General features: G+C 71.1%; 16 protein-coding genes. 7 read left to right on the top strand and 9 right to left on the bottom strand.

Annotated elements, in window-relative coordinates; translation table 11 throughout:
• Nucleotides 1-87 precede the first annotated feature (87 nt).
• From QWY28_RS05295 to QWY28_RS05285, 3 genes are all read right to left on the bottom strand, one after another.
• A complete protein-coding gene (locus QWY28_RS05295; RefSeq protein WP_300951243.1) occupies nucleotides 88-1,269 on the bottom strand; it encodes a sugar ABC transporter substrate-binding protein in 1,182 nt (393 codons plus the stop codon).
• A 180-nt stretch (nucleotides 1,270-1,449) separates the two neighbouring features.
• Nucleotides 1,450-2,622 (bottom strand): sugar ABC transporter substrate-binding protein, encoded by a 1,173-nt coding sequence (locus tag QWY28_RS05290; RefSeq protein WP_300951242.1) that lies wholly within the window; start codon nucleotides 2,620-2,622, stop codon nucleotides 1,450-1,452.
• Nucleotides 2,623-2,737: 115 nt separating this feature from the next.
• The gene (locus QWY28_RS05285) at nucleotides 2,738-4,027 is read right to left on the bottom strand and encodes a flavin monoamine oxidase family protein (RefSeq protein ID WP_300951241.1); all 1,290 of its coding nucleotides are present in this window, start codon (nucleotides 4,025-4,027) and stop codon (nucleotides 2,738-2,740) included.
• A 313-nt stretch (nucleotides 4,028-4,340) separates the two neighbouring features.
• Between QWY28_RS05285 and QWY28_RS05280 the strand changes: the two genes are divergently transcribed.
• The gene (locus tag QWY28_RS05280; RefSeq protein ID WP_300951240.1) at nucleotides 4,341-5,645 is read left to right on the top strand and encodes a flavin monoamine oxidase family protein; all 1,305 of its coding nucleotides are present in this window, start codon (nucleotides 4,341-4,343) and stop codon (nucleotides 5,643-5,645) included.
• Nucleotides 5,646-5,847: 202 nt separating this feature from the next.
• Here the strand turns inward: QWY28_RS05280 and QWY28_RS05275 are convergent, their stop codons facing one another.
• Together QWY28_RS05275 and gabT are read right to left on the bottom strand one after the other, a co-directional pair.
• Nucleotides 5,848-7,248, bottom strand: coding sequence for an NAD-dependent succinate-semialdehyde dehydrogenase (locus tag QWY28_RS05275; protein ID WP_300951239.1), 1,401 nt, complete (start codon nucleotides 7,246-7,248; stop codon nucleotides 5,848-5,850).
• Between the two features lie 119 nt (nucleotides 7,249-7,367).
• Nucleotides 7,368-8,717, bottom strand: a complete 1,350-nt coding sequence (gabT, locus tag QWY28_RS05270) for a 4-aminobutyrate--2-oxoglutarate transaminase (RefSeq protein ID WP_300951238.1) — start codon at nucleotides 8,715-8,717, stop codon at nucleotides 7,368-7,370.
• A gap of 97 nt (nucleotides 8,718-8,814) precedes the next feature.
• Here gabT and QWY28_RS05265 point away from each other — a divergent pair, with 97 nt between their 5' ends.
• A complete protein-coding gene (locus tag QWY28_RS05265; protein WP_300951237.1) occupies nucleotides 8,815-9,702 on the top strand; it encodes a LysR family transcriptional regulator in 888 nt (295 codons plus the stop codon).
• A 52-nt stretch (nucleotides 9,703-9,754) separates the two neighbouring features.
• On the top strand, nucleotides 9,755-10,939 hold the full coding sequence (locus QWY28_RS05260) for an IS30 family transposase (RefSeq protein ID WP_300951236.1): 1,185 nt from the start codon (nucleotides 9,755-9,757) through the stop codon (nucleotides 10,937-10,939).
• A gap of 725 nt (nucleotides 10,940-11,664) precedes the next feature.
• Here the strand turns inward: QWY28_RS05260 and QWY28_RS05255 are convergent.
• From QWY28_RS05255 to QWY28_RS05245, 3 genes are read right to left on the bottom strand one after another with little or no spacing between them, the layout of a single operon-like run.
• Entirely contained in the window at nucleotides 11,665-12,879 is a 1,215-nt protein-coding gene (locus QWY28_RS05255; protein WP_300951235.1) for an acyl-CoA dehydrogenase family protein, read from the bottom strand.
• A complete protein-coding gene (locus tag QWY28_RS05250) occupies nucleotides 12,876-13,250 on the bottom strand; it encodes a DUF1707 SHOCT-like domain-containing protein (RefSeq protein WP_300951234.1) in 375 nt (124 codons plus the stop codon). The genes QWY28_RS05255 and QWY28_RS05250 overlap by 4 nt, the downstream gene beginning before the upstream one ends.
• On the bottom strand, nucleotides 13,247-13,912 hold the full coding sequence (locus tag QWY28_RS05245) for a PadR family transcriptional regulator (protein WP_300951233.1): 666 nt from the start codon (nucleotides 13,910-13,912) through the stop codon (nucleotides 13,247-13,249). Before QWY28_RS05245 ends, QWY28_RS05250 begins: the two co-directional genes overlap by 4 nt.
• Nucleotides 13,913-14,076: 164 nt before the next feature.
• Between QWY28_RS05245 and QWY28_RS05240 the strand changes: the two genes are divergently transcribed.
• Genes QWY28_RS05240 through QWY28_RS05225 form a run of 4 tightly spaced genes read left to right on the top strand, consistent with a single transcriptional unit; the run spans nucleotide 14,077 to nucleotide 17,637 of the window.
• The gene (locus QWY28_RS05240) at nucleotides 14,077-15,063 is read left to right on the top strand and encodes an ABC transporter ATP-binding protein (RefSeq protein ID WP_300951232.1); all 987 of its coding nucleotides are present in this window, start codon (nucleotides 14,077-14,079) and stop codon (nucleotides 15,061-15,063) included.
• Nucleotides 15,060-15,839 (top strand): ABC transporter permease, encoded by a 780-nt coding sequence (locus QWY28_RS05235; RefSeq protein ID WP_300951231.1) that lies wholly within the window; start codon nucleotides 15,060-15,062, stop codon nucleotides 15,837-15,839. Before QWY28_RS05240 ends, QWY28_RS05235 begins: the two co-directional genes overlap by 4 nt.
• 23 nt (nucleotides 15,840-15,862) lie before the next feature.
• The gene (locus QWY28_RS05230) at nucleotides 15,863-17,026 is read left to right on the top strand and encodes a sensor histidine kinase (RefSeq protein WP_300951230.1); all 1,164 of its coding nucleotides are present in this window, start codon (nucleotides 15,863-15,865) and stop codon (nucleotides 17,024-17,026) included.
• Entirely contained in the window at nucleotides 17,023-17,637 is a 615-nt protein-coding gene (locus QWY28_RS05225) for a response regulator transcription factor (RefSeq protein ID WP_300951229.1), read from the top strand. Before QWY28_RS05230 ends, QWY28_RS05225 begins: the two co-directional genes overlap by 4 nt.
• A gap of 39 nt (nucleotides 17,638-17,676) precedes the next feature.
• Here the strand turns inward: QWY28_RS05225 and QWY28_RS05220 are convergent, their stop codons facing one another.
• Nucleotides 17,677-18,459 carry a PASTA domain-containing protein gene (locus tag QWY28_RS05220; RefSeq protein WP_300951228.1) on the bottom strand — a complete coding sequence of 261 codons (783 nt, stop codon included), beginning with the start codon at nucleotides 18,457-18,459 and terminating at the stop codon, nucleotides 17,677-17,679.
• Nucleotides 18,460-18,551: the final 92 nt, after the last annotated feature.

Raw genomic sequence — 18,551 nt, 5'->3', positions numbered from 1 at the left:
GTTCTCCATGACCACCCCATCAGCCTGCGACCGTCGACTTGGGGGCCGCCTGAGCGCAAACGCTCGGACCTCCTCCAAGCTTGGGCATCAGGAGACGCCCCAGACCTTCTTGTAGACGCTCTTGTAGTCGATGTCCGTCGTCCAGTCGGAGCCCTCGGTCGGTAGCCCGCTCTCCCGGTCGTAGACCGCCACGCCAACATCGGACCCGGCGGGATCCTGCTTCTGGCCGGCGAGCAGCCGATTGACCATGTCAGCGGCCGCCCAGGTCTCGAACCCCATGTCGTAGGCGAACCCAGCGTCCTGCCCTTGATCATCGCGGACAAGCTCGACATTCGCCGGGAAGCCGGTACCTGCCACTACCTCGATGGAGGAGTTGCGGCCCGATGCCATGACCGCTGCGGAGCCGCCGGCAGTCATGAGATCGTCGTACGAGACAGCCATTCCGTTCGCACTGGGGTTACGCAGGAGTGCGGTCTCGCTCTTCTCTTGGAGTGTCGGCCCGAGGTCCGCGATCTGCGCCTCGACGGTCGTGACCTTGCAGTCCGGGCACCGCTCGTTCATAACTTCGGTGAATCCGTCGTGCAGCGCCTGAAGCACAACGAGATCAGGGACACTGACCTCAATGATGTCGGCGTCCTGACCCAGCTTGGCGAGGAGCCACGTCGCCTGGGCCGCTCCGAGCGCCTTGCCCCAGTCGATGAAGCTTCCCTCGCTGAACTGCAGACTCTCGGCGAAGTAGGACTTATCCGCAGGATCAACTTCGTTGCAGTCAGCGGACTCCTGCGAGACGACTGGGATGCCCGCTCTGCGAGCTTCGACGAGCGCCGTCTTCACGAGAGGACAGTCGATGGAGTAGAGCCAGATGACATCGGCCCCTTGCGTGATGGCCCGACGGATCCCCTCCTGGTACGCCGACGGTTCGTACTCCCCGTCGAAGACCGAGAGTTCCCAATCCAGGAGCTCGGCCACCTCCCGAGCGGCGTTCACCTGCTTGGTACCCGACGGCGATTGCACGCCGGCGTTCACGACGGCGATCCGATAACCCTCTTGCGCTGTCGGGCCGGTGCTGGGCGGCTCGGAGTAGCTGCCCTGGTCGTAGAAACTCTCCTCGAGCGCTTGAACGGCGGCCCTAGCTACATCGTCATCGGCAGCGGCTGTCGCGCCGCTGCCGGTCTCCGTGCTGCACGCTCCGACTGCAACGAACAGGGCGAGTCCTGCGGTGGTGCCGAACAGGCGGTGACTCCACCGGGCCTGGCGCGGGAAGGTCATTGTTTGTGTGTCCTGCCAGAACGAGGCGACGCTGCCTCGAGGTGTGGAATGGGGACGGTGCGGCTCGCTATACGTGGCAAGCCGTTTGCTGATGCGGTCGCTGCTCGCGACGGGCGGGACGACGGCTGGAGGGTGGACGAAGGGAGGGCGGTGGACTTGCACCGCCCTCCCAGCCGATGCTCAGGAAGCCCCCCAGACCTCCTTGAAGACCGACTCGTAGTCGAAACCGACCTTGAACGCCTCTCCCGGCGAGGGCAGGTTCTCTTCACGGTCGAAGATTGAGATCCCGACGCCGGAAGCGGTGGGCTCCTCCCCCGCGAAGTAGCGGTTCAGCATGTCCGCGGCCGACCACGCTTCGTACCGGCCGTCGTAGGTCCATCCGGCGTCCTGGCCCTTGTTCTCGCGCACGAGGTCGGCGTTGGCCTCGTAGCCGCTACCGGCGACGACAACGAGCGATTCGTTTCGTCCCGAGGCCAGCACCGCAGCCGAGCCACCCGCCGTCATCAAGTCGTCATAGGAGACAGCGAGGCCATTCGCAGACGGGCTGCGCAGGAGCGCGGTGGAGATCTTCTCCTGCAGAGCAGGACCGAAGTCAGCCAGGCGGACTGGAACGTTGGTGATCTCGCAGTCCGGGCACAGTTCGGCCATCTTCTTCTGGAACCCGTCGTGCACGGCCTTCGTGATCACAAGCTCGGTGTTGCTCACCTCGATGACCTCTGCGTCCGCGCCAAGCTTGGCCAGGAGGTACACCGCCTGCGATGCGCCAAGGCCCTCGCCCCAGGCGATGAAGTCGCCCTCGGGGAATTGAAGGCTGCGCTCGTAGTAGGACGGAGCGTCGGGATCGACGTCGCTGCAGTCAGCTGCCTCCTGGGAGAACACCGGGATCTTGGCGCGCTTGGCCTCGTCGAGCGCCGTGCGGACGAGGGGGCAGTCGATGGAGTAGAGCCAGATCGCGTCGACCTTTTGCGAGATCGCTTGGCGGATACCTTCCTGATACTCCGACGGCTCGTACTTGCCGTCGTAGATGCTGAGGTCCCAGCCGAGGATCTTCGCGGCGTCGCGGGCGCCGTTCGCCGTAGACGTGCCGGTGGGCGACTGAATGCCCGAACTGACCATGGCCACCCGGTAGCCCGGCTGAGCCTTCGGGCCGGTGGTCGACGGTTCGGTGAACGTCCCGTCGCCATAGAGCTTCTCGAGCTCTGCGGCAGCCGTTTGGGCCACCTCGTCGTCGGCGCTCTTCGCCGTTGCCTCGCCGCCGCCTTCGGTGCTGCAGCCGGCAGCCGTGAGCAGCATGGCAAGTGCCGCGACAGCACCGGCTGCTCGGCGGATCGACCGGTTGATTGTCGTCCTCATGTGTTCCTCTTTCAGGTGCGTAGCAGGGCACGGGTATGCCCGTCGGAGGTTGCGACGGCGACCGGCGTCATTGCCGGGCCGTGGTCCTGCGAACCCGAGAAGCGAGATGGTTGGGTCAGGCCGGGTGAGCTGCGACCTCGGTGAGCACGCGGTCGGCCGTCTCTAGGGCTCCCTCGATGTAGCCAGGGAAGAGAAGGGAGACGTCAGAGCCGGCGAAGTGGATGCGGCCGTGCCGCTCTCCGAGCGACTTGTGAGCGCGAGTGGCCTGGCCGATCCGCGGAGACACCCACGGAGCCCGGACGTAAGGGTCCGCAGTCCAGTCGTGGTAGTCGACCCCGACCACGACCGCTTCTGGCAGGTAGTAGTGGACGGCGCGCTCGATCGCGGCGTCGTCGGCGGGGTCCAGGCTGTCGCGGTCCGTGAACCCGACGAGGATGCGCCCGCCGTCAGACGACGGGAGGTAGTCGTAGAGGGTGGGGAAGGTGCCGTCCCCGGTGCACGAAATTCCCGCGGGAACGCCCTGCACCTGGATGAGGAGTTTGAGCCCTCGCCCGCCGTGGCCCTCTCGAACGACATCTGCGCGGGCACCGGTGAGTGCAGGATCAAAGCGCAGCCCGCTCATTGCGTTCAGCGGAGCCGCGACCACAGCGTGCTTGGCAGTGAGCACCCGGTCTTTGCCGTACGCGATCTCGACGCCACTCGAGTCCTGCCGAAGCCCATGGACGGGCTCACCGAGGCGGAGGTCGGGGACGTCGTTCGCCATCGCTGACGTCAAGGCGCCTGTCCCGTGAGGCATGACCTCGTCCAGGGAGAGGACCACGCCAAGCACTGAGTAGCCGTGCGACGCCACGCACTGCAAGACCCACAGCGCCGAGGCGTCCTCGACACGCTGGCCCATCATGTTCCAGATCCAGGACCTCAGGAGCTGGTTGGTCACCGGCGGCGCCTTGAGGGCGTCGAGGTAGTCGTGAGCGGAGATGTCGAGGTCTTCCAGGCCCTGGTTCTCCAGACCGGCGCTCGGGTCGATGCGGTGAGCGTCGCGGATCAGCTGGTAGAGGACCCGCTCGGCGTCCACGGCCTCCTCAACTGGAACAGGCAGAGCGGCGTCACGTTGCCCTGGGCCGAGCTTGTTGCGGAAGACGGTGTGCGACGCCGCCGCTTGCGTCGCGATGCGGTAGCGGTCGACCTCGGCAGCGAGCCGGCCGTGGTGATGACGGTGAAAGTACGCGCCGCCCACCTCGACGACGGTTCCTGGGTCGGTGGTCGACTGGCGGCTGTACGCGCGACCGCCGACCCGGTGGGCGGCCTCGAGGAGAATGACGGAGCGGCCCGTCTCGCTGAGGTCTCGCGCCGCTCGGAGTCCGGCGAAGCCGGCTCCAACGACCGCGATGTCGACGCTGTCCACTTGCAGGTCCTCTCGTTCGGATGGAGGACATCTTGGCGAGGACGACAGTTCACTGCCGTTGCCCGGTTTGGACGAATTGCCGGTGATTCCTATCACCATCCTGACAAGGCCCGCTCTTCATGCGTAGCTCGCGCAGACGAGCGCCTGACTTCCGCGGAGCACGCGAGCACCCGTCGTACTGACGGACTACTACCGGCTAGTTCCCTGATTCTGCGCACGGTGCCCATGGAGCCGCTCGACTCCTACGCTCGGCTCGGCTGCTGTCAAAGCAGACCCACGCACCGCGGACAAGCTCGAGAACAGAGGTAGCAGGATGTCAATCAGCGCAGGAGTGGCTCCGAAGGTTGCGGTGCTCGGAGCTGGGTTCGCCGGTCTCGCTGCCGCGACCAGGCTCGCCGATGCTGGCGTCGAGGTCACGGTTCTCGAGGCGCGGAAGCGCATCGGCGGCCGCGTCTGGTCCGAGCAAGTCGAGGTGCAGGACCGCGTGTGCACGATCGAGCGCGGCGCAGAGTTCGTCCTCAACGGCTACCAGGCGTTCCGCGCGCTTGGTGAGCGGTTCGGGCTCGCACTGGTAGATACCGGGATGAGCTACTACGTGCGATCGCTTGCCGAGACCCCGTCCATCACCACTGAGGCACTGGCTCACGCCGGACAGAGGGCGGCTGAGTTCGCGCGCGACCTCGGTAGGGCCGCATCCGTCGACGAGGTGCTGTCAAGCCTTGGGTTCCCGGAGGAGGTTGATCAGGCGCTACGCGCGCGAATCGAGATCTCCAGCGCGGCACCTGCCGTGGAGGTGTCCGCACGAGCGCTGGATCAGATCGCTTCTTTTGCGCCGCTGCCGAGCCACCGCCTGGCCGGCGGCAACCAGCGCCTCGCAACGGAGCTTGGTCGGCGTCTAGGCGCAGCGATCCGGCTCGGCGAGGTCGTCACCGCAGTCGAGGAGCGCGAGGACGGGTTCCGAGTTCGCACGGCGACCGGCGAGGCTCACTTTGATGGAGTGGTGGTCGCGCTCCCGCTCGGCGTTCTCCTGCACGGAGCGGTCGATGTGCCGTTGAACCCAGATCGCAGGGCCGCAATGAGCCGGCTCACGCAGGGGCACGCCGCGAAGCTTCACGTTCCGCTCGCCTCGCCTGTTGCGACCAGTGCGGTCATGTCAGTACCGGGCCGGTTCTGGACCTGGACGGCCGTGGATGACGCTGGGACGGTCGCTCCGGTCATGACCGGTTTCGCCGGTTCCACGCCAGCCCTGGCGGGACTCGAGATCGCCCGGGGGCCCCGGCAGTGGGTCGACGCGGCGCGGTCCATCCGCCCTGACCTGACGTTCGCTGACTCTCGGTCGATGCGGACCAGTATGGGAGAGAGGACGGACGTGGACGGCGACGCCGTGCTGACTACTTGGTCCGATGACCCGTTCGCGCTTGGGGCCTATGCCGCTCACTCCGCGGACCTGACCGCCGCTGACCAGCGTGCACTTGAGGGCGGTGCTGGGGCGTTGACGTTCGCGGGCGAGTACATCGACCCCGATTTCACCGGCCTGATGGAGGGGGCGCTGCGAAGTGGCCATCGAGCTGCGGACGCGCTGTTGGCACGTACGAGGCCCCTAGCCTGCCTTCGCTGAGGGGTTCCGCCCGCAAGGGCGTTGTTGGCGTCCGTAGCGCGTCTTCGCGCTGCGCGCGGCGGGTGGACATACAGCGACACGCCCACCGAGAACGGCAGCCGGCGAGGCGGTTGGCCCGCTCCGCGAGAACCGGATGGTGTCCAAGGAGGCGCCACTCGCCGTACCGGTGAGCCGCCGACCGCCGCCCACCGGCACAGGACGTTCAGCTCCAATCAACGCTGAGGTACTGCGTCTCCTGGAACTCCCGGAGTCCCTCTCGCGCCCCCTCGCGGCCGAGCCCGCTCTGCTTGAACCCACCAAAGGGCGCAGACGGGTCCGAGACGAGGCCGCGGTTGACACCCACCATGCCGGCCTCCACGCGCTCGGCGAAACGGAGCGCGCGACCGAGGTCGCCGGCGAACACGTAAGCCGCGAGGCCGTACTCGGTGTCGTTGACCAGGCGAAGGAGGTCGTCCTCGTCGGTCCAGGTGACGATCGGAAGGACGGGGCCGAAGATCTCCTCGCGCAGGATCTCAGCGTTCGCTGGAACATCGGCGAGCACGGTCGGGGCGACGAAGTGGCCGGGTGCGTCGGGCAATTCGGCGCGCCCAGCGACTCGAGCGCCCTCGCGGACGGCGCCTGCAACTGCTCGCTCCACCCGGGTCACGGCGGCGGCGCTGATGAGGGGCCCGATGGCGCAGCCGTCGGCGGCTCGTCCGACGGTGAGCTTCTCAACCTCGGCAACCAGCCGCGCGGTGAAGTCGAATGCGATGTCGCTGTGGACGTAGAACCGGTTGGCAGCCGTGCACGCCTGGCCACCGTTCCGGAACTTCGCAGTCATCGCACCAGCCACGGCGGCGTCGATGTCTGCGTCGTCGGTGACAACGAACGGCGCGTTCCCGCCCAGCTCCATAGAGGAGTTGAGCACTCGGTCGGCCGCCTGGTGCAGCAGAACCCGCCCGACGCCGGTCGAGCCGGTGAACGAAACCTTGCGAACGCGGTCGTCAGCCAGCCAGGCGCCAACGACACCGGCGGCATCGGTCGTCGGAACGATGTTCACGACACCGTCCGGCAGGCCCGCCTCGGTTAGCAGGTCCGCGACCGCGAGCGCCGTCAGTGGCGTCTCAGCGGCCGGCTTCAACACGACGGTGCAGCCGGCCGCAAGGGCCGGACCGATCTTGCGGGTCGCCATCGCTGCCGGGAAGTTCCAGGGCGTGATCAACGCGGCGACGCCGACCGGCACGTGCCGAACGAGCGTGCGAGCACCGCCCGCTGGGGCCTCGCCGTAATCTCCACCGGGTCGCACGCCTTCCTCAGAGAACCAGCGGAAGAACTCCGCGGCGTAGGTGACCTCGCCCGCGGCGTCGACTAGTGACTTGCCGTTCTCGGCAGCTATCAGGGCTGCCAACCGGTCACGGTCGCGAAGCATCAACTCGTGAGCGCGGCGCAGGACCTCGGACCGGGTCCGCGGCGGGGTCGCGGACCATGCCCTCAGGGCGGCGTCGGCGGCATCGACTGCTGCACGAGCGTCGGTCACGTCGTGGTCGCGAACGCGATCAACCACCTCGAGGGTGGCGGGGTCTTCCACGTCGAAAGTTCGGGCGTGAGTGGGGATGTCGGTCACGGGGAGGGCTCTCTCTGGGCGCTTTCAGAAGCAATACGGCGTACGGCACCGCAGGCGATGGCAGTGTGTTGGGACGGGTCGTTGGCGCGGTTCCGCCGGCAATTCCTGTCAGGGGGCGCTCACCGAGTGGCGCCCAAGACATCGGCAAGGACATCGAGCGCCTCATGGAGCAGGTCGTCGGTGATGGTCAGCGGGGGCAGGAAGCGGAGCACGTTGCCGTGGGTGCCGCAGGTGAGCACGATGACGCCGGCGCGGTGAGCGGCGGCGGCGACCTCCTTGGTCAGTGCCGCGTCGGGGGTGGTGGTGCCGGGCTCGACCAGCTCGACGGCGATCATCGCGCCGCGCCCACGGACCTCGCCGATCCGGGCGTCGTCGGCAGCGAGTCGGTGCAGCCGGTCCTTCATCAGCCGCTCGACCTGGCGCGCGCGGTCCACCAGGCCGTCGGCCTCGATCGTCTCGAGCGCTGCGAGGGCGGCCGCGCAGGCGAGCGGGTTGCCGCCGTAGGTGCCACCGAGGCCGCCGGCGTGGACGGCGTCCATCAGGTCGGCGCGGCCGGTGACAGCGGCGAGCGGCAGGCCGCCGGCGATGCCCTTGGCCGTCACGATGAGGTCGGGGACGACGCCCTCGTGGTGGCAGGCGAACAGGTCGCCGGTGCGGGCGAAGCCGGTCTGCACCTCGTCGGCGACGAAGACGACGCCGTTCTCGCGGCACCAGGCCGCCAGCGCCGGCAGGAAGCCCGGGGCGGGCTCGATGAAGCCGCCCTCGCCCTGGATCGGCTCGATGACCATCGCGGCGAGGTTCTCGGCGCCGACCTGCTTCTCGACCAGGTCCAGCGCCCGAGCGGCGGCGGCCTGGCCGCCGACGGTCTTGTCGTCGCGGAACGGGTAGGACAGCGGCGCCCGGTAGACCTCGGGGGCGAACGGGCCGAAGCCGTGCTTGTAGGGCATGTTCTTCGCCGTCATGGCCATCGTGAGGTTGGTGCGGCCGTGGTAGGCGTGGTCGAAGACCACGACGGCGTCCTTGCCCGTGGCGACCCGTGCGATCTTGACCGCGTTCTCGACCGCCTCGGCACCGGAGTTGAACAGGGCGGTCCGCTTGTCGTGGTCGCCGGGGGTGAGCCTGTTGAGCGCCTCGGCGACCGCGACGTACCCGTCGTACGGCGTGACCATGAAGCAGGTGTGGGTGAACGCGGCGACCTGCGCCTGGACGGCCTCGACCACACGCGGCGCGCTGTTCCCGACCGTGGTCACGGCGATGCCGGAACCGAGGTCGATCAGGTGGTTGCCGTCGACGTCGACGACCACGCCCCCGCCGGCCTTCGCGGCGAAGACGGGCATCGTCGTGCCGACGCCCGAGGCGACGGCCGCGGTCTTGCGCTCCATCAGGGCGCGCGAGCGCGGGCCGGGCAGCTCGGTGACGAGCGCGCGGTGCTGCAGGACGCCGGCGACGGTGGTCGGCTGGTCGGTCATGGCGGATCCCTCTCGAAGTCGTGTGCGTCAAGCGTCCGCGCGCCGAACTATGCTGTCCAATACTTGTTCCTTCTTGCGTCGATGCCTGGGAGGCATGGTGGAGCTGCGGCACGTGCGTTACTTCGTGGCGGTCGCCGAGCACGGCACGGTCAGCCGCGCGGCTGAGCGGCTTCATGTGACTCAGCCCGGCCTGTCGCGCCAGTTGCGCCAGTTCGAGTTGGAACTCGGCGTCGACCTGTTCGAGCGCTCCGCTGGCCGGCTCTCCCTCACCAGCGCGGGCCGAGCCCTGGTCCCGCTGGCGCGCGACCTGCTCGGCCAGGTCGAGTCGTTTCGGGTCGCAGCGACCTTCCACGCCGAGGGGCGCCTCGAGCGGCTGACCGTCGGCGCACCGACCGTGACGCTGACCGATGTCGTCGCCCCCTTCGTCGCCACCCTCGCCGAGGAGGACCCCACCACCGACGTGCTCGGCGCCGACGGGATCTCCAGCGTGGAGGTGCTCGCGCGCGGCGCCGACCTCGCCATCGGCACCGCGCGGCCCGGCCCGCCGTACCGATCGCGGCCCTTGGCGGTCCTGCCCGTGTGGGCCTATGTGCCGCCCGACCACCGGTGGGCGTCACGATCGCGGATAACCCTTATGGAGCTTGCGGGCGAACCGCTCGTCGCACTTCCCGCTGCCTTCACCGCACGCATGGCGCTTGAGGATGCGCTGACCGGCGCGGGCGCCGCGTGGGGCATCCTCGTCGAGGCGGCCAATGGCACGGTCGCCCAAGCCCTTGCAGCAGCGGGCCGTGGCGTCGCGGTGGTCTCCGACGACCCGCGGTACGGCCTTGTGCCGCTGCCGGTGGAGGTGCCGGGCCAGGGTCTGCTCAGTATCCGGCTCGTCTCGGTCTGGGATTCCCGGCACGCGGCGGCGCCCACCCTGGACGAGATCGCTCAGCGTCTCAGCGTGTTCACCTGCGAGCGGTACGGAGTTTCAGCGGCTTGAGAAGGCGGTGTCCACGGGTCGTAGCAACACCCCGATGTGAGGGGTGGTTGGGATGCCGCACGGGGTGTTGGTGCCGCGGGAGGTCCGTGGGGAATTCTGGTCGTTGGTGCGGGCGGGGATGTCGCCGGCGCAGGCTGCGATCGGGTTGGGGGCGTCGAAGGACGCGGGGAACATGTGGTTCCGCAACGCTGGCGGGGTGAAGCCGACCTTGCCCAAGCCTGGGCTGCGTACGCGTCGAGCGTTGACGTTGGAGGATCGCGAGTCGATCGGGTTGCTGCATGCTGCCCGGACTGGTGTGCGCGAGATTGCCCGGGCCCTGGGACGGGATCCGAGCGTGATCTCTCGGGAGCTGGCGCGCAACACCACCAAGTCCGGTGGTTATCGGCCGCTGGGAGCCCATCAGCGCACGGAGGTCCGGGCGCGGCGACCGAAGGTTGCGAAGTTGGCCCAGCCCGGGCCGTTGCGCGACTTCGTGGTGGCCAAGCTCGATGAGGACTGGTCACCGCGTCAGATCGCTAACGTGCTGGCCGTGGAGCACCCCGAGGACCCCGACCGGCGGGTGTGCGCGGAGACGGTCTACCAGTCGATCTACATCCAGTCCCGCGGCGCGTTGAAGCGGGACCTGGCCGCGCACCTGCGCCGCGGCCGGACCCAACGCAAGCCCCAGAACCGGCCGCAAGAGCGGCGCGGGCGCCTGGTCGGAACGATCTCGATCAGCCAGCGCCCCGCCGAGGCTGCCGACCGCGCAGTGCCTGGGCACTGGGAAGGCGACCTGATCATGGGCCGCGAGAACGGGTCGGCGATCGGGACCCTGGTGGAGCGCTCGACCCGGTTCGTGTTGCTGATCCACCTGCCCGGGCGGCACACCGCCAGCGAGTTCCACGACGCCGTCATCCCCACCCTCAACAGCCTCCCCGCCGAGCTGAAGCGGTCACTGACCTGGGACAACGGCAAGGAGATGGCGATGCACCGCGAGATCACCATGGCCACTGACATGGCGATCTACTTCGCCGACCCGCGATCACCGTGGCAACGCGGCTCGAACGAGAACGCCAACGGGCTGCTGCGCCAGTACTTCCCCAAGGGCGTGAGCCTGCGCCAGTACAGCCCAGCCGACCTCACCGAAGCCGCCCGACGACTCAACACCAGACCCCGCGAGACCCTGGGCTGGAAGACCCCGGCACAAGCCCTCAACCAGCTACTGTCCGAACCCTTCAAGACACCTGGTGTTGCTTAGACCGTCGGACACCGCCGAAGCTTTGAGATCCAACCGTGCGCGTCGAGTCACAGACGATGTGCGGCCAACTTTCGCTGTCACGCGGGGAAGCCCTAAGCCACGCCCCGGCCATGTCCATGTTGTGCGACCACCTTGCATGCGGTGGCGAACGATTGAGGCTTCCCGTCGTCGCAATGAGCCGCTTGGGGCATTTCTACCGGGTGTGACACGAGAGCCAGCTCGTTCCATGCTGCCGCGGCTATGCCGCAGGTGACGTCCTCCCCTCAAGTCCGCCGGAAGTGGCGAAGCAGAATCGAGGCCGTTGTGGGCTCGCCCGTCGAGTGGGACACCGGCGCCGGGGTCAGCAGGGGTGGTCCCGCGGCAACGCTTGAGCTCAGGCTCAAGCACCTTCATCCAGCTCTCGTTGGCTCTATCGAGGAGCGGAACAGCCACGGTCACGACACCGTCGGATCCCTGATCGACGTCGCCGGCGGGGTGCCCTTGATCTGGCGCGGCTGTTGCGCTCGTCCGTCAACGGCCGAGCCCCCCAGGGGACGTGCCGGGCGGTGGTGTTGAAACAGGTAGGTCCGCCCGGACGTCTGACACAGCACTGACACAGAACTCCGTGCGTGCGGTTGCTGCTGGTTGCGAACGACGGTGCCGACCGGCGAGCGTCCGAAGGTGTGCGCGTGCGGCGTGCAGCGACCGCCAAAGTGCCGCTGACCTGGGACTATGGCGTCAGCCGCCTAGCGGATCTGGTTGCCCGAGATCGCGCGGGCGATGACGAGCCGCTGGATCTCCGAGGTGCCCTCGAAGATCGTGTAGATCTTCGCGTCGCGGGCCATCCGCTCGACCGGGTACTCCCGGGTGAAGCCGTTGCCGCCCAGGATCTGCATCGCCTGCCCGGTCACCTTCACCGCGGTCTCGCCGGCGACGAGCTTGGACATCGAGCCCTCGGCCGCCTCGAACGTCTTGCCCTGGCTGGCCATCCACGCCGCGCGCCACACCAGGAGCCGGGCGCTGTCGATGGCGGTCTTCATGTCGGCCAGCGCGAAGGCGATCGCCTGGTTCTCCACGATCGGGCGGCCGAACTGCTCGCGCGTGCGGGCGTAGTCCAGCGCGACCTCGTACGCCGCGCGGGCGATGCCGACGGCCTGCGCGCCGACCGCGGGGCGGGTGCGCTCGAACGTCGCCATGCTGGCGTTGCCGCCGGCGCGGGTGCCCTCGCGGGCGCGGGCGAGGCGGGCGTCGAGCTTCTCCTTGCCGCCGAGAAGGCAGCGCCCCGGCACGCGCACCCGGTCGAGGACGACCTCGGCGGTGTGCGAGGCGCGGATGCCGTGCTTGTGGAACTTCTGCCCCTGGCTGAGCCCCTTCGTGCCGGGCGGCACGACGAACGACGCCTGCCCGCGGGTCCGCAGGTCGGGGTCGACGACGGCGGTGACGACGTGCACGTCGGCGAGGCCGCCGTTCGTCGCCCAGGTCTTGGTGCCGTTGATGACCCACTCGTCGGTCGCCTCGTCGTACGTCGCGCGGGTGCGCATCGCGCCGACGTCGCTGCCGGCGTCGGGCTCGGAGGAGCAGAACGCGCCGAGCTTGAGGGCGCCGGGCTCGCCGAACATCTGCGGCACCCACTCGCCGACCTGCTCGGGCGTGCCGTTGGCGCTGACCCCGGCGGCGGCGAGGGCGGTGCCGACGATCGCCAGGCCGATGCCGGCGTCGCCCCAGAAGAGCTCCTCCATCGTCACCGGGATGCCGAGCCCGGTCTCGTCGAAGCTCTGGGTGGCGAAGAAGTCGAGGGAGTAGAGGCCGATCTTCGCGGCCTCCTCCAGCACGGGCCAGGGGAACTCCTCGCGCTCGTCCCACTCGGCCGCGGCCGGGCGGATCACGTCGGCGGCGAAGGAGTGGACCCAGCTCTTCAGCTCGAGGTGGTCGGGGCCTAGGTCGAACGAGGGCGTCGTCACGTACCGGAGGGTAACCACGCGCGGCGCCGGTGGCGACGCACCACGACGAAGAGCAGCAGCGCGAGCAGCACGAACGGCAGGTGGGTGAGGACGGTCAGCACGACCAGGCCGCCGGCCAGCGCGAGCACCGGCGCGGACGGTCCCGGCCCCGGGATGCCCGGCGGGGTGGCCGGGCGGGCGGCGTACGCCGGGGTGCGCGCGGGCAGGTCGCCGAGGACCGGGCCCAGGTCGGCGCGGGTGCGCGCGGCCCAGACCCGGTCCAGCCGCTCGGCGTGCTCCTCGGCGGTGAGCCGGCCCTCGGCGAAGTGCTCGCCGAGGTCGGCCGCCGCCCGGTCGCGGTCGGCGTCGCCGATCCGCAGGTGGTCGTTCATGCGCCCGTGTCGTCGGCGTCGTCGTCGGCGGCCGTCCCCGCCGGGTCGCCGTCGGCGAGGATCCCGTAGAGGCGGCGGCGGGTGTCGACCAGGACCTCGACGGCCGCGCGGCGCTGGCCCTCGGTGCCGGTGGTGACGATCTGCCAGACCGCGCTCATGACCTGGCCGATCTCCGGGCGGACGTCGACGCCGCCGCGCGCGTCCTCGCGGGCGGCCTCGAAGGGCGACCAGACCGCGGCCAGCTCCTCAGGGTGATCGGCGACGTACGCCCGGCCCTCCTCGGTGAGCCGGAGCGCGCGGCGGCCGCGGCCCTCGTCGGTCTCGACGAGGCCCTCGTCCTCGAGCTGCTGGATCGTCGGGTAGACCGAGCCGGGGCTGGGCCGCCAGGCGCCCTCGCTGCGGTCGGTGATCGTCTGGATCACCTGGTAGCCGTTGAGCGGCTCGCTCTCCGGGGCGTGCGCGAGCACGTCGAGGATCGCGGCGCGGACGTCACCGCGGCGGACCCGCGGGCCGCGGCGCTCGGAGCGGCCGTCGGGCGCGCCGAAGAGCCCGGCGAGCCACGGCGGCGGGCCGCCCCCACGGCGTCCGCGGTGGCCGCCCAGGTCGGCGAAGGGACCCCAGGGGCCGGGGCCCCCGCGGTGCGGGTGGTGGTGGTGCTTCACGGTTGTCTCCTCGGAATCAGATATCGCGATCTATTTGCGATATATCGTGACTGTATCCGGGGCATCGCTCCGAGACAAGGGCGCGGCCGGACCTGACAGATGTCACGGGTGACCGATGAGCCGGCGCACTGGGGCGCGGTCGCCCTCGACGGGAGGCTGGAGCCATGAGCACCCGCACCTCCCCCGGCCCGCACATCGAGGTCCGCGGCCTGCACCGCAGCTACGGCAGCGGCGCGGACGCGTTCGAGGCGGTGCGCGGGGTCGACCTGGTCGTCGAGCCCGGGACCGTGGTCGCGCTGCTCGGCACCAACGGCGCCGGCAAGACCTCCGCGCTCGAGGTCGTCGAGGGGCTGGCCCCGCCGAGCTCGGGGGAGGTGCGGGTGCTGGGGCTGGACCCCGTCGCGGACCGGGCGGAGGTACGCCGCCGGACCGGCGTCCTGCTGCAGACCAGCGGCTTCCCCGCGGACCTCACCGTGGCCGAGACGCTGCGCATGTGGGCCGCGACGATGACCGCGCCCCGGCCGGTCGCCGACGCGTTGGCCGACCTCGACCTGGCCGGCCGCGCCGACGTACGGGTCCGCGCCCTCTCCGGCGGCGAGCTGCGCCGCCTGGACCTGGCGTGCACGCTGCTCGGCGAGCCGGAGGTCGTGCTGCTCGACGAGCCGACGACCGGGCTCGACCCCGAGAGCCGCCGGCGCGTGTGGGAGCTGGTCGCCGGCCTGCGTGACCGCGGCTGCTCGGTGCTGCTGACCACCCACCACCTGGAGGAGGCCGAGGAGCTGGCCGACCGGGTGGCGATCATGCACGCCGGGCGCATCGTCCGTGAGGGCACGCCGGCCGAGCTCGGGGCCGACCGCCCGGCGACGATCCGGTTCGAGGGCGCCGCGGCCGGGCTCCCCGACCTGGCCGGGCTGCCCGCGGTCGCCCGGGTCGGCACCGACCACGGCACCACGACCCTCGAGTCCCGTGACCTGCAGGCGACGCTGACCGCGCTGCTCACGGCTGCGGCCGACCGCGACGTACGCCTGCCCGGCCTCGAGGCCCGCAGCGCCTCGCTCGAGTCGGTCTTCCTGGCCATCGCCTCCGGCGAGGAGCCGGCCGCCGCACCCACACCCGAACCCGCCCGCCCGACCGGAGGAGCCGCCCGATGACGACGCTCTCGCTGTCCCGCACCGCAGGCCTGGCCCGAGCCAACGCCACCCTCGTCCTGCGCAACCGGCTCACCCTCATCTACGGCGTCGTCCTCCCGCTGCTCCCGCTCGGCCTGCTGCTGGTCGGCGACAGCGGGTCGGAGGGCTCCGGCGGTGCCGGCGCGGCCGCGATCGTGACCGCGCTGATGATGGCGGCGCTCTTCCCCGTCTTCTACAACCTGCTCTCCCAGCTGGTCACCCGCCGCGACGAGCTGGTGCTCAAGCGGCTGCGCACCGGCGAGAGCACCGACGCGGAGATCATCACCTCGCTGGCGCTGCCCGGCTTCGCGGTGGCGCTCGCGACCGCCGTGGTGGCCGTGCCGCTGGCCATCGCCTTCGGGCAGGACGCGCCGCTCAACCCGCTGCTGTACGCCGTGACCGTGGTCGTCACGCTGCTGATGTTCGCGGCGTTCGCGCTGTGGACGGCCGCCTGGACCCGCAACGCCGAGGCCGCCCAGATCACGAGCATGCCGGTGATCCTGCTCGCGGTCCTCGGCCAGGTCGCGATCGGCTTCCCCGACGAGGTCCGACGCTTCACCGACCTGACGCCGGGCGCCGCGATGACCGACCTGGTGCGGGTGAGCTGGTTCGGCATGGAGACCGGCAGCACCGCGCAGACGCTCGACCTCGGCGGCACCTGGGCCGCGGCCGGCCGGCCGATGCTGGTGCTGGTCGCCTGGGCGGTGCTGGCGGCATACCTCGCTCGGCGCTCGATGCGCTGGGAGCCCCGGTCCTGACCGGACTGACTAGGGTCGGGCCCGTGCTGGGACAGGGCTGGAGCCGCGCCTTGTCACGGGTCTCGTCCCGGGCCTGGCCACGGGGCTGGTCCTCGCGCGGCCAGGTCGAGCGCGTCGACCTCTACACCCGGCAGTCGCTCTACGTCATCGCCGGCCTGATGAACGGCGTGCTTCTCCTCGGCGCCGTGCCCGCCGCCGACGACCACCCGGCGGCGTACGCCGCGTTCGTCGCCGGCGCCGTCGCGCTCGGTGCCGCCCAGACCTGGGCGCTGCGCGACGCGATCCGGCTCTACCCCCAGTCCGGGCCCGTCCCGGTCCGGAGCACCGCGGTCCTCGTCGGTCTCGCGGTCCTCGCGCTCGCCGGTGCCCTCGCGCTGCCCACCGACCTGCCCGAGGCGGCGGGGCTGGTCGTGGCCTTCTCGCTGGCGTGGGGGCTGGGCGGCTACCGCGACCAGCGGGTCGCCGGGGCGACCATCGTCGCCGTCGGGCTGGCCGCCTGCCTGCCGAGCGGCAACCTCGGGACCGCGGCGTACGGCGTGCTCGCGGGCGCGTTCTTCATGGTCACGGTGCGGCTCTCCCTGTGGCTGCTCGACATCGTCGTGGAGCTCGACCGCGGCCGGGACGCCCAGGCGGCGCTCGCGGTCGCGGAGGAGCGGCTGCGGTTCTCCCGCGACGTCCACGACGTGCTCGGCCGGCGGCTGGCGACCATCGCGGTCCAGGCCGAGCTCGCCGCCACCCTCGCCGGCCGCGGCGACGACCGGGCCGCGGGCCGGATGCTGGAGGTGCGCTCGCTGGCCCACGACGGGCTCAAGGAGGCGCGCGAGCTGGCGCGCGGCTACCGCGCGGTCGACCTCGCCCAGGAGCTCGACGGGGCCGTGTCGCTCCTGCGCTCGGCCGGGATCGACGCGGTCGTCGAGGTCGACGGCCTGCCCGAGGCGTGGCACGAGCCCGCGGCCTGGGTGGTCCGTGAGGCGGTGACCAACGTGCTGCGGCACTCGCGCGCGACGTGCGTGGAGATGACGTACGCCGCCGGCGCGCTGACGGTGGTCAACGACGGCGCGCTGCCCGAGTCCGGTCGCGACGGCAGCGGCCTGGCCGAGGTCCGCGCCCGGCTGGCCCCTCTCGGCGCCACCCTGGACGTCGTGCGCGACGCCGACGCCTTCACCGTCCGGATGGTGCTGCCGTGACCGCCCCGATCCGCGTCCTGCTGGCCGACGACGAGAACCTCATCCGCGAGGCCCTCGCCCAGATGCTCGACCTGGAGGACGACCTGACCGTCGTCGCGCAGGCCGCGTCGGGGCCGGAGGCGGTCGCCGCCGCCCGCCATGCCGAGCCCCACGTCGCCGTCCTCGACCTGCAGATGCCCGGCCTCGACGGCATCGCGGTCACCGAGGAGCTCGCCCGCGCGCTGCCCGGCTGCGGGACCGTCGTCGTCACCAGCCACGGCCGCCCCGGCCACCTCAAGCGCGCCCTGGCCGCCGGCGTGCGCGGCTTCCTGCCGAAGACCACCTCGGCGGCGACGCTGGCGCAGGTGGTGCGCACGGTCCACGCCGGTGGGCGGTACGTCGACCCCGACCTCGCCACCGAGGCGATCGCCGCCGGCGACAGCCCGCTCACACCGCGGGAGGCCGACGTCCTCGAGCTGGCCGCGGACGGCGCGCCCGTCGACGAGATCGCCGCCCGGGCGTCCCTCTCGCCCGGCACCGTCCGCAACTACCTGTCCAGCGCGGTCACCAAGCTCGGCGCCGCCAACCGGCACGACGCCTGTGCCGTCGCCCGCCGGATGGGCTGGATCTGACCGCTGCCGCGGGGCTGACCGTGGGGGCCGTGCGGCCCGTCACGGCTCGGAACGGACGAGGTCGACCGCCGTCACCTGGCCGACCTCGTTGACCCGCAGCTGCACGGCGAACCACGACGGGCAGGCCAGCGCCTCGTCCGGCTGCAGGATCACCGAGCGCCCGGCGGCCGCCCCCGGCAGGGGGCTCGGGTGGGCGCACGGGTGCTCGGGCCGTGGTGAGGTCACCGCGACCCGAGGCGTCTCGCCCAGCAGCTCGAGCGCCGAGAACGGACAGGTCGCCCCGGCGTACGACCCACCCTCCGGGCACACCTCCCACGCCGCCCGGTCGCCCGTCTCGGCGCTGGCCAGCGTCTCGACGAACCGGCCGCCGAGGTACAGGTCGACCGGGGTGTCCACCGGCGGCGTCCCCTCCCCGCGAGCGAACCGCAGGAAGGCCCGCGCCACCCGGTCCAGGTCGTCCGGTGCCGGCGGCAGGTCGAGCCCGCAGGTCCCGGTCCCCTTCCCGGGCACCTCCACCGTGACGGTCGCGCCGACCGGCACCATCCGGCCCGTCCGCGGCCGCTGCCCCGACACCTCGCCCGCCGGGGCGCAGGCCGAGCCGGCGCCCCGTACCACGCGCGCCACCAGGCCCGCCCGGTCCAGCGCCGACCGGGCCGCGGCGACCGGCATCGCCACCACCTCCGGCACCAGCACCTCCGGCTCCGCCGAGGCCGTCACGGTGGACCCGTCGTCACTCGCCGCCGCCCCCGCCGCGCCCGACTGGTCCTCCGCGCAGCCGGAGAGCACGAGCAGCACGGCGAGACCGGCGAAGAAGATGCGCATGCCCGTGGGACGCCCGGCCAGGGGATCCGGTTGCCCCGCTCGATCATCACCTCGGCCGCCGCCGCGCCGGAGGCCGAGCCGCGGGACGGGTA

The sequence above is a fragment of the Nocardioides oceani genome (genome assembly GCF_030412965.1).
GTDB classification, from domain to species: Bacteria; Actinomycetota; Actinomycetes; order Propionibacteriales; family Nocardioidaceae; genus Nocardioides; species Nocardioides oceani.
The sequence above is the reverse complement of the archived record's forward strand: the minus strand, read 5'-3'. Positions and strand labels throughout refer to the sequence as shown.

Bases quoted from the DNA above. Each gene is read 5' to 3' on its own strand.
- QWY28_RS05235 (WP_300951231.1), top strand. From the start codon at position 15,060: ATGACGACGCTCTCGCTGTCCCGCACCGCAGGCCTGGCCCGAGCCAAC.
- QWY28_RS05295 (WP_300951243.1), bottom strand. From the start codon at position 1,269: ATGACCTTCCCGCGCCAGGCCCGGTGGAGTCACCGCCTGTTCGGCACC.
- QWY28_RS05240 (WP_300951232.1), top strand. From the start codon at position 14,077: ATGAGCACCCGCACCTCCCCCGGCCCGCACATCGAGGTCCGCGGCCTG.
- QWY28_RS05260 (WP_300951236.1), top strand. From the start codon at position 9,755: ATGCCGCACGGGGTGTTGGTGCCGCGGGAGGTCCGTGGGGAATTCTGG.
- QWY28_RS05250 (WP_300951234.1), bottom strand. From the start codon at position 13,250: ATGAACGACCACCTGCGGATCGGCGACGCCGACCGCGACCGGGCGGCG.
- QWY28_RS05220 (WP_300951228.1), bottom strand. From the start codon at position 18,459: ATGCGCATCTTCTTCGCCGGTCTCGCCGTGCTGCTCGTGCTCTCCGGC.
- QWY28_RS05280 (WP_300951240.1), top strand. From the start codon at position 4,341: ATGTCAATCAGCGCAGGAGTGGCTCCGAAGGTTGCGGTGCTCGGAGCT.
- gabT (WP_300951238.1), bottom strand. From the start codon at position 8,717: ATGACCGACCAGCCGACCACCGTCGCCGGCGTCCTGCAGCACCGCGCG.
- QWY28_RS05290 (WP_300951242.1), bottom strand. From the start codon at position 2,622: ATGAGGACGACAATCAACCGGTCGATCCGCCGAGCAGCCGGTGCTGTC.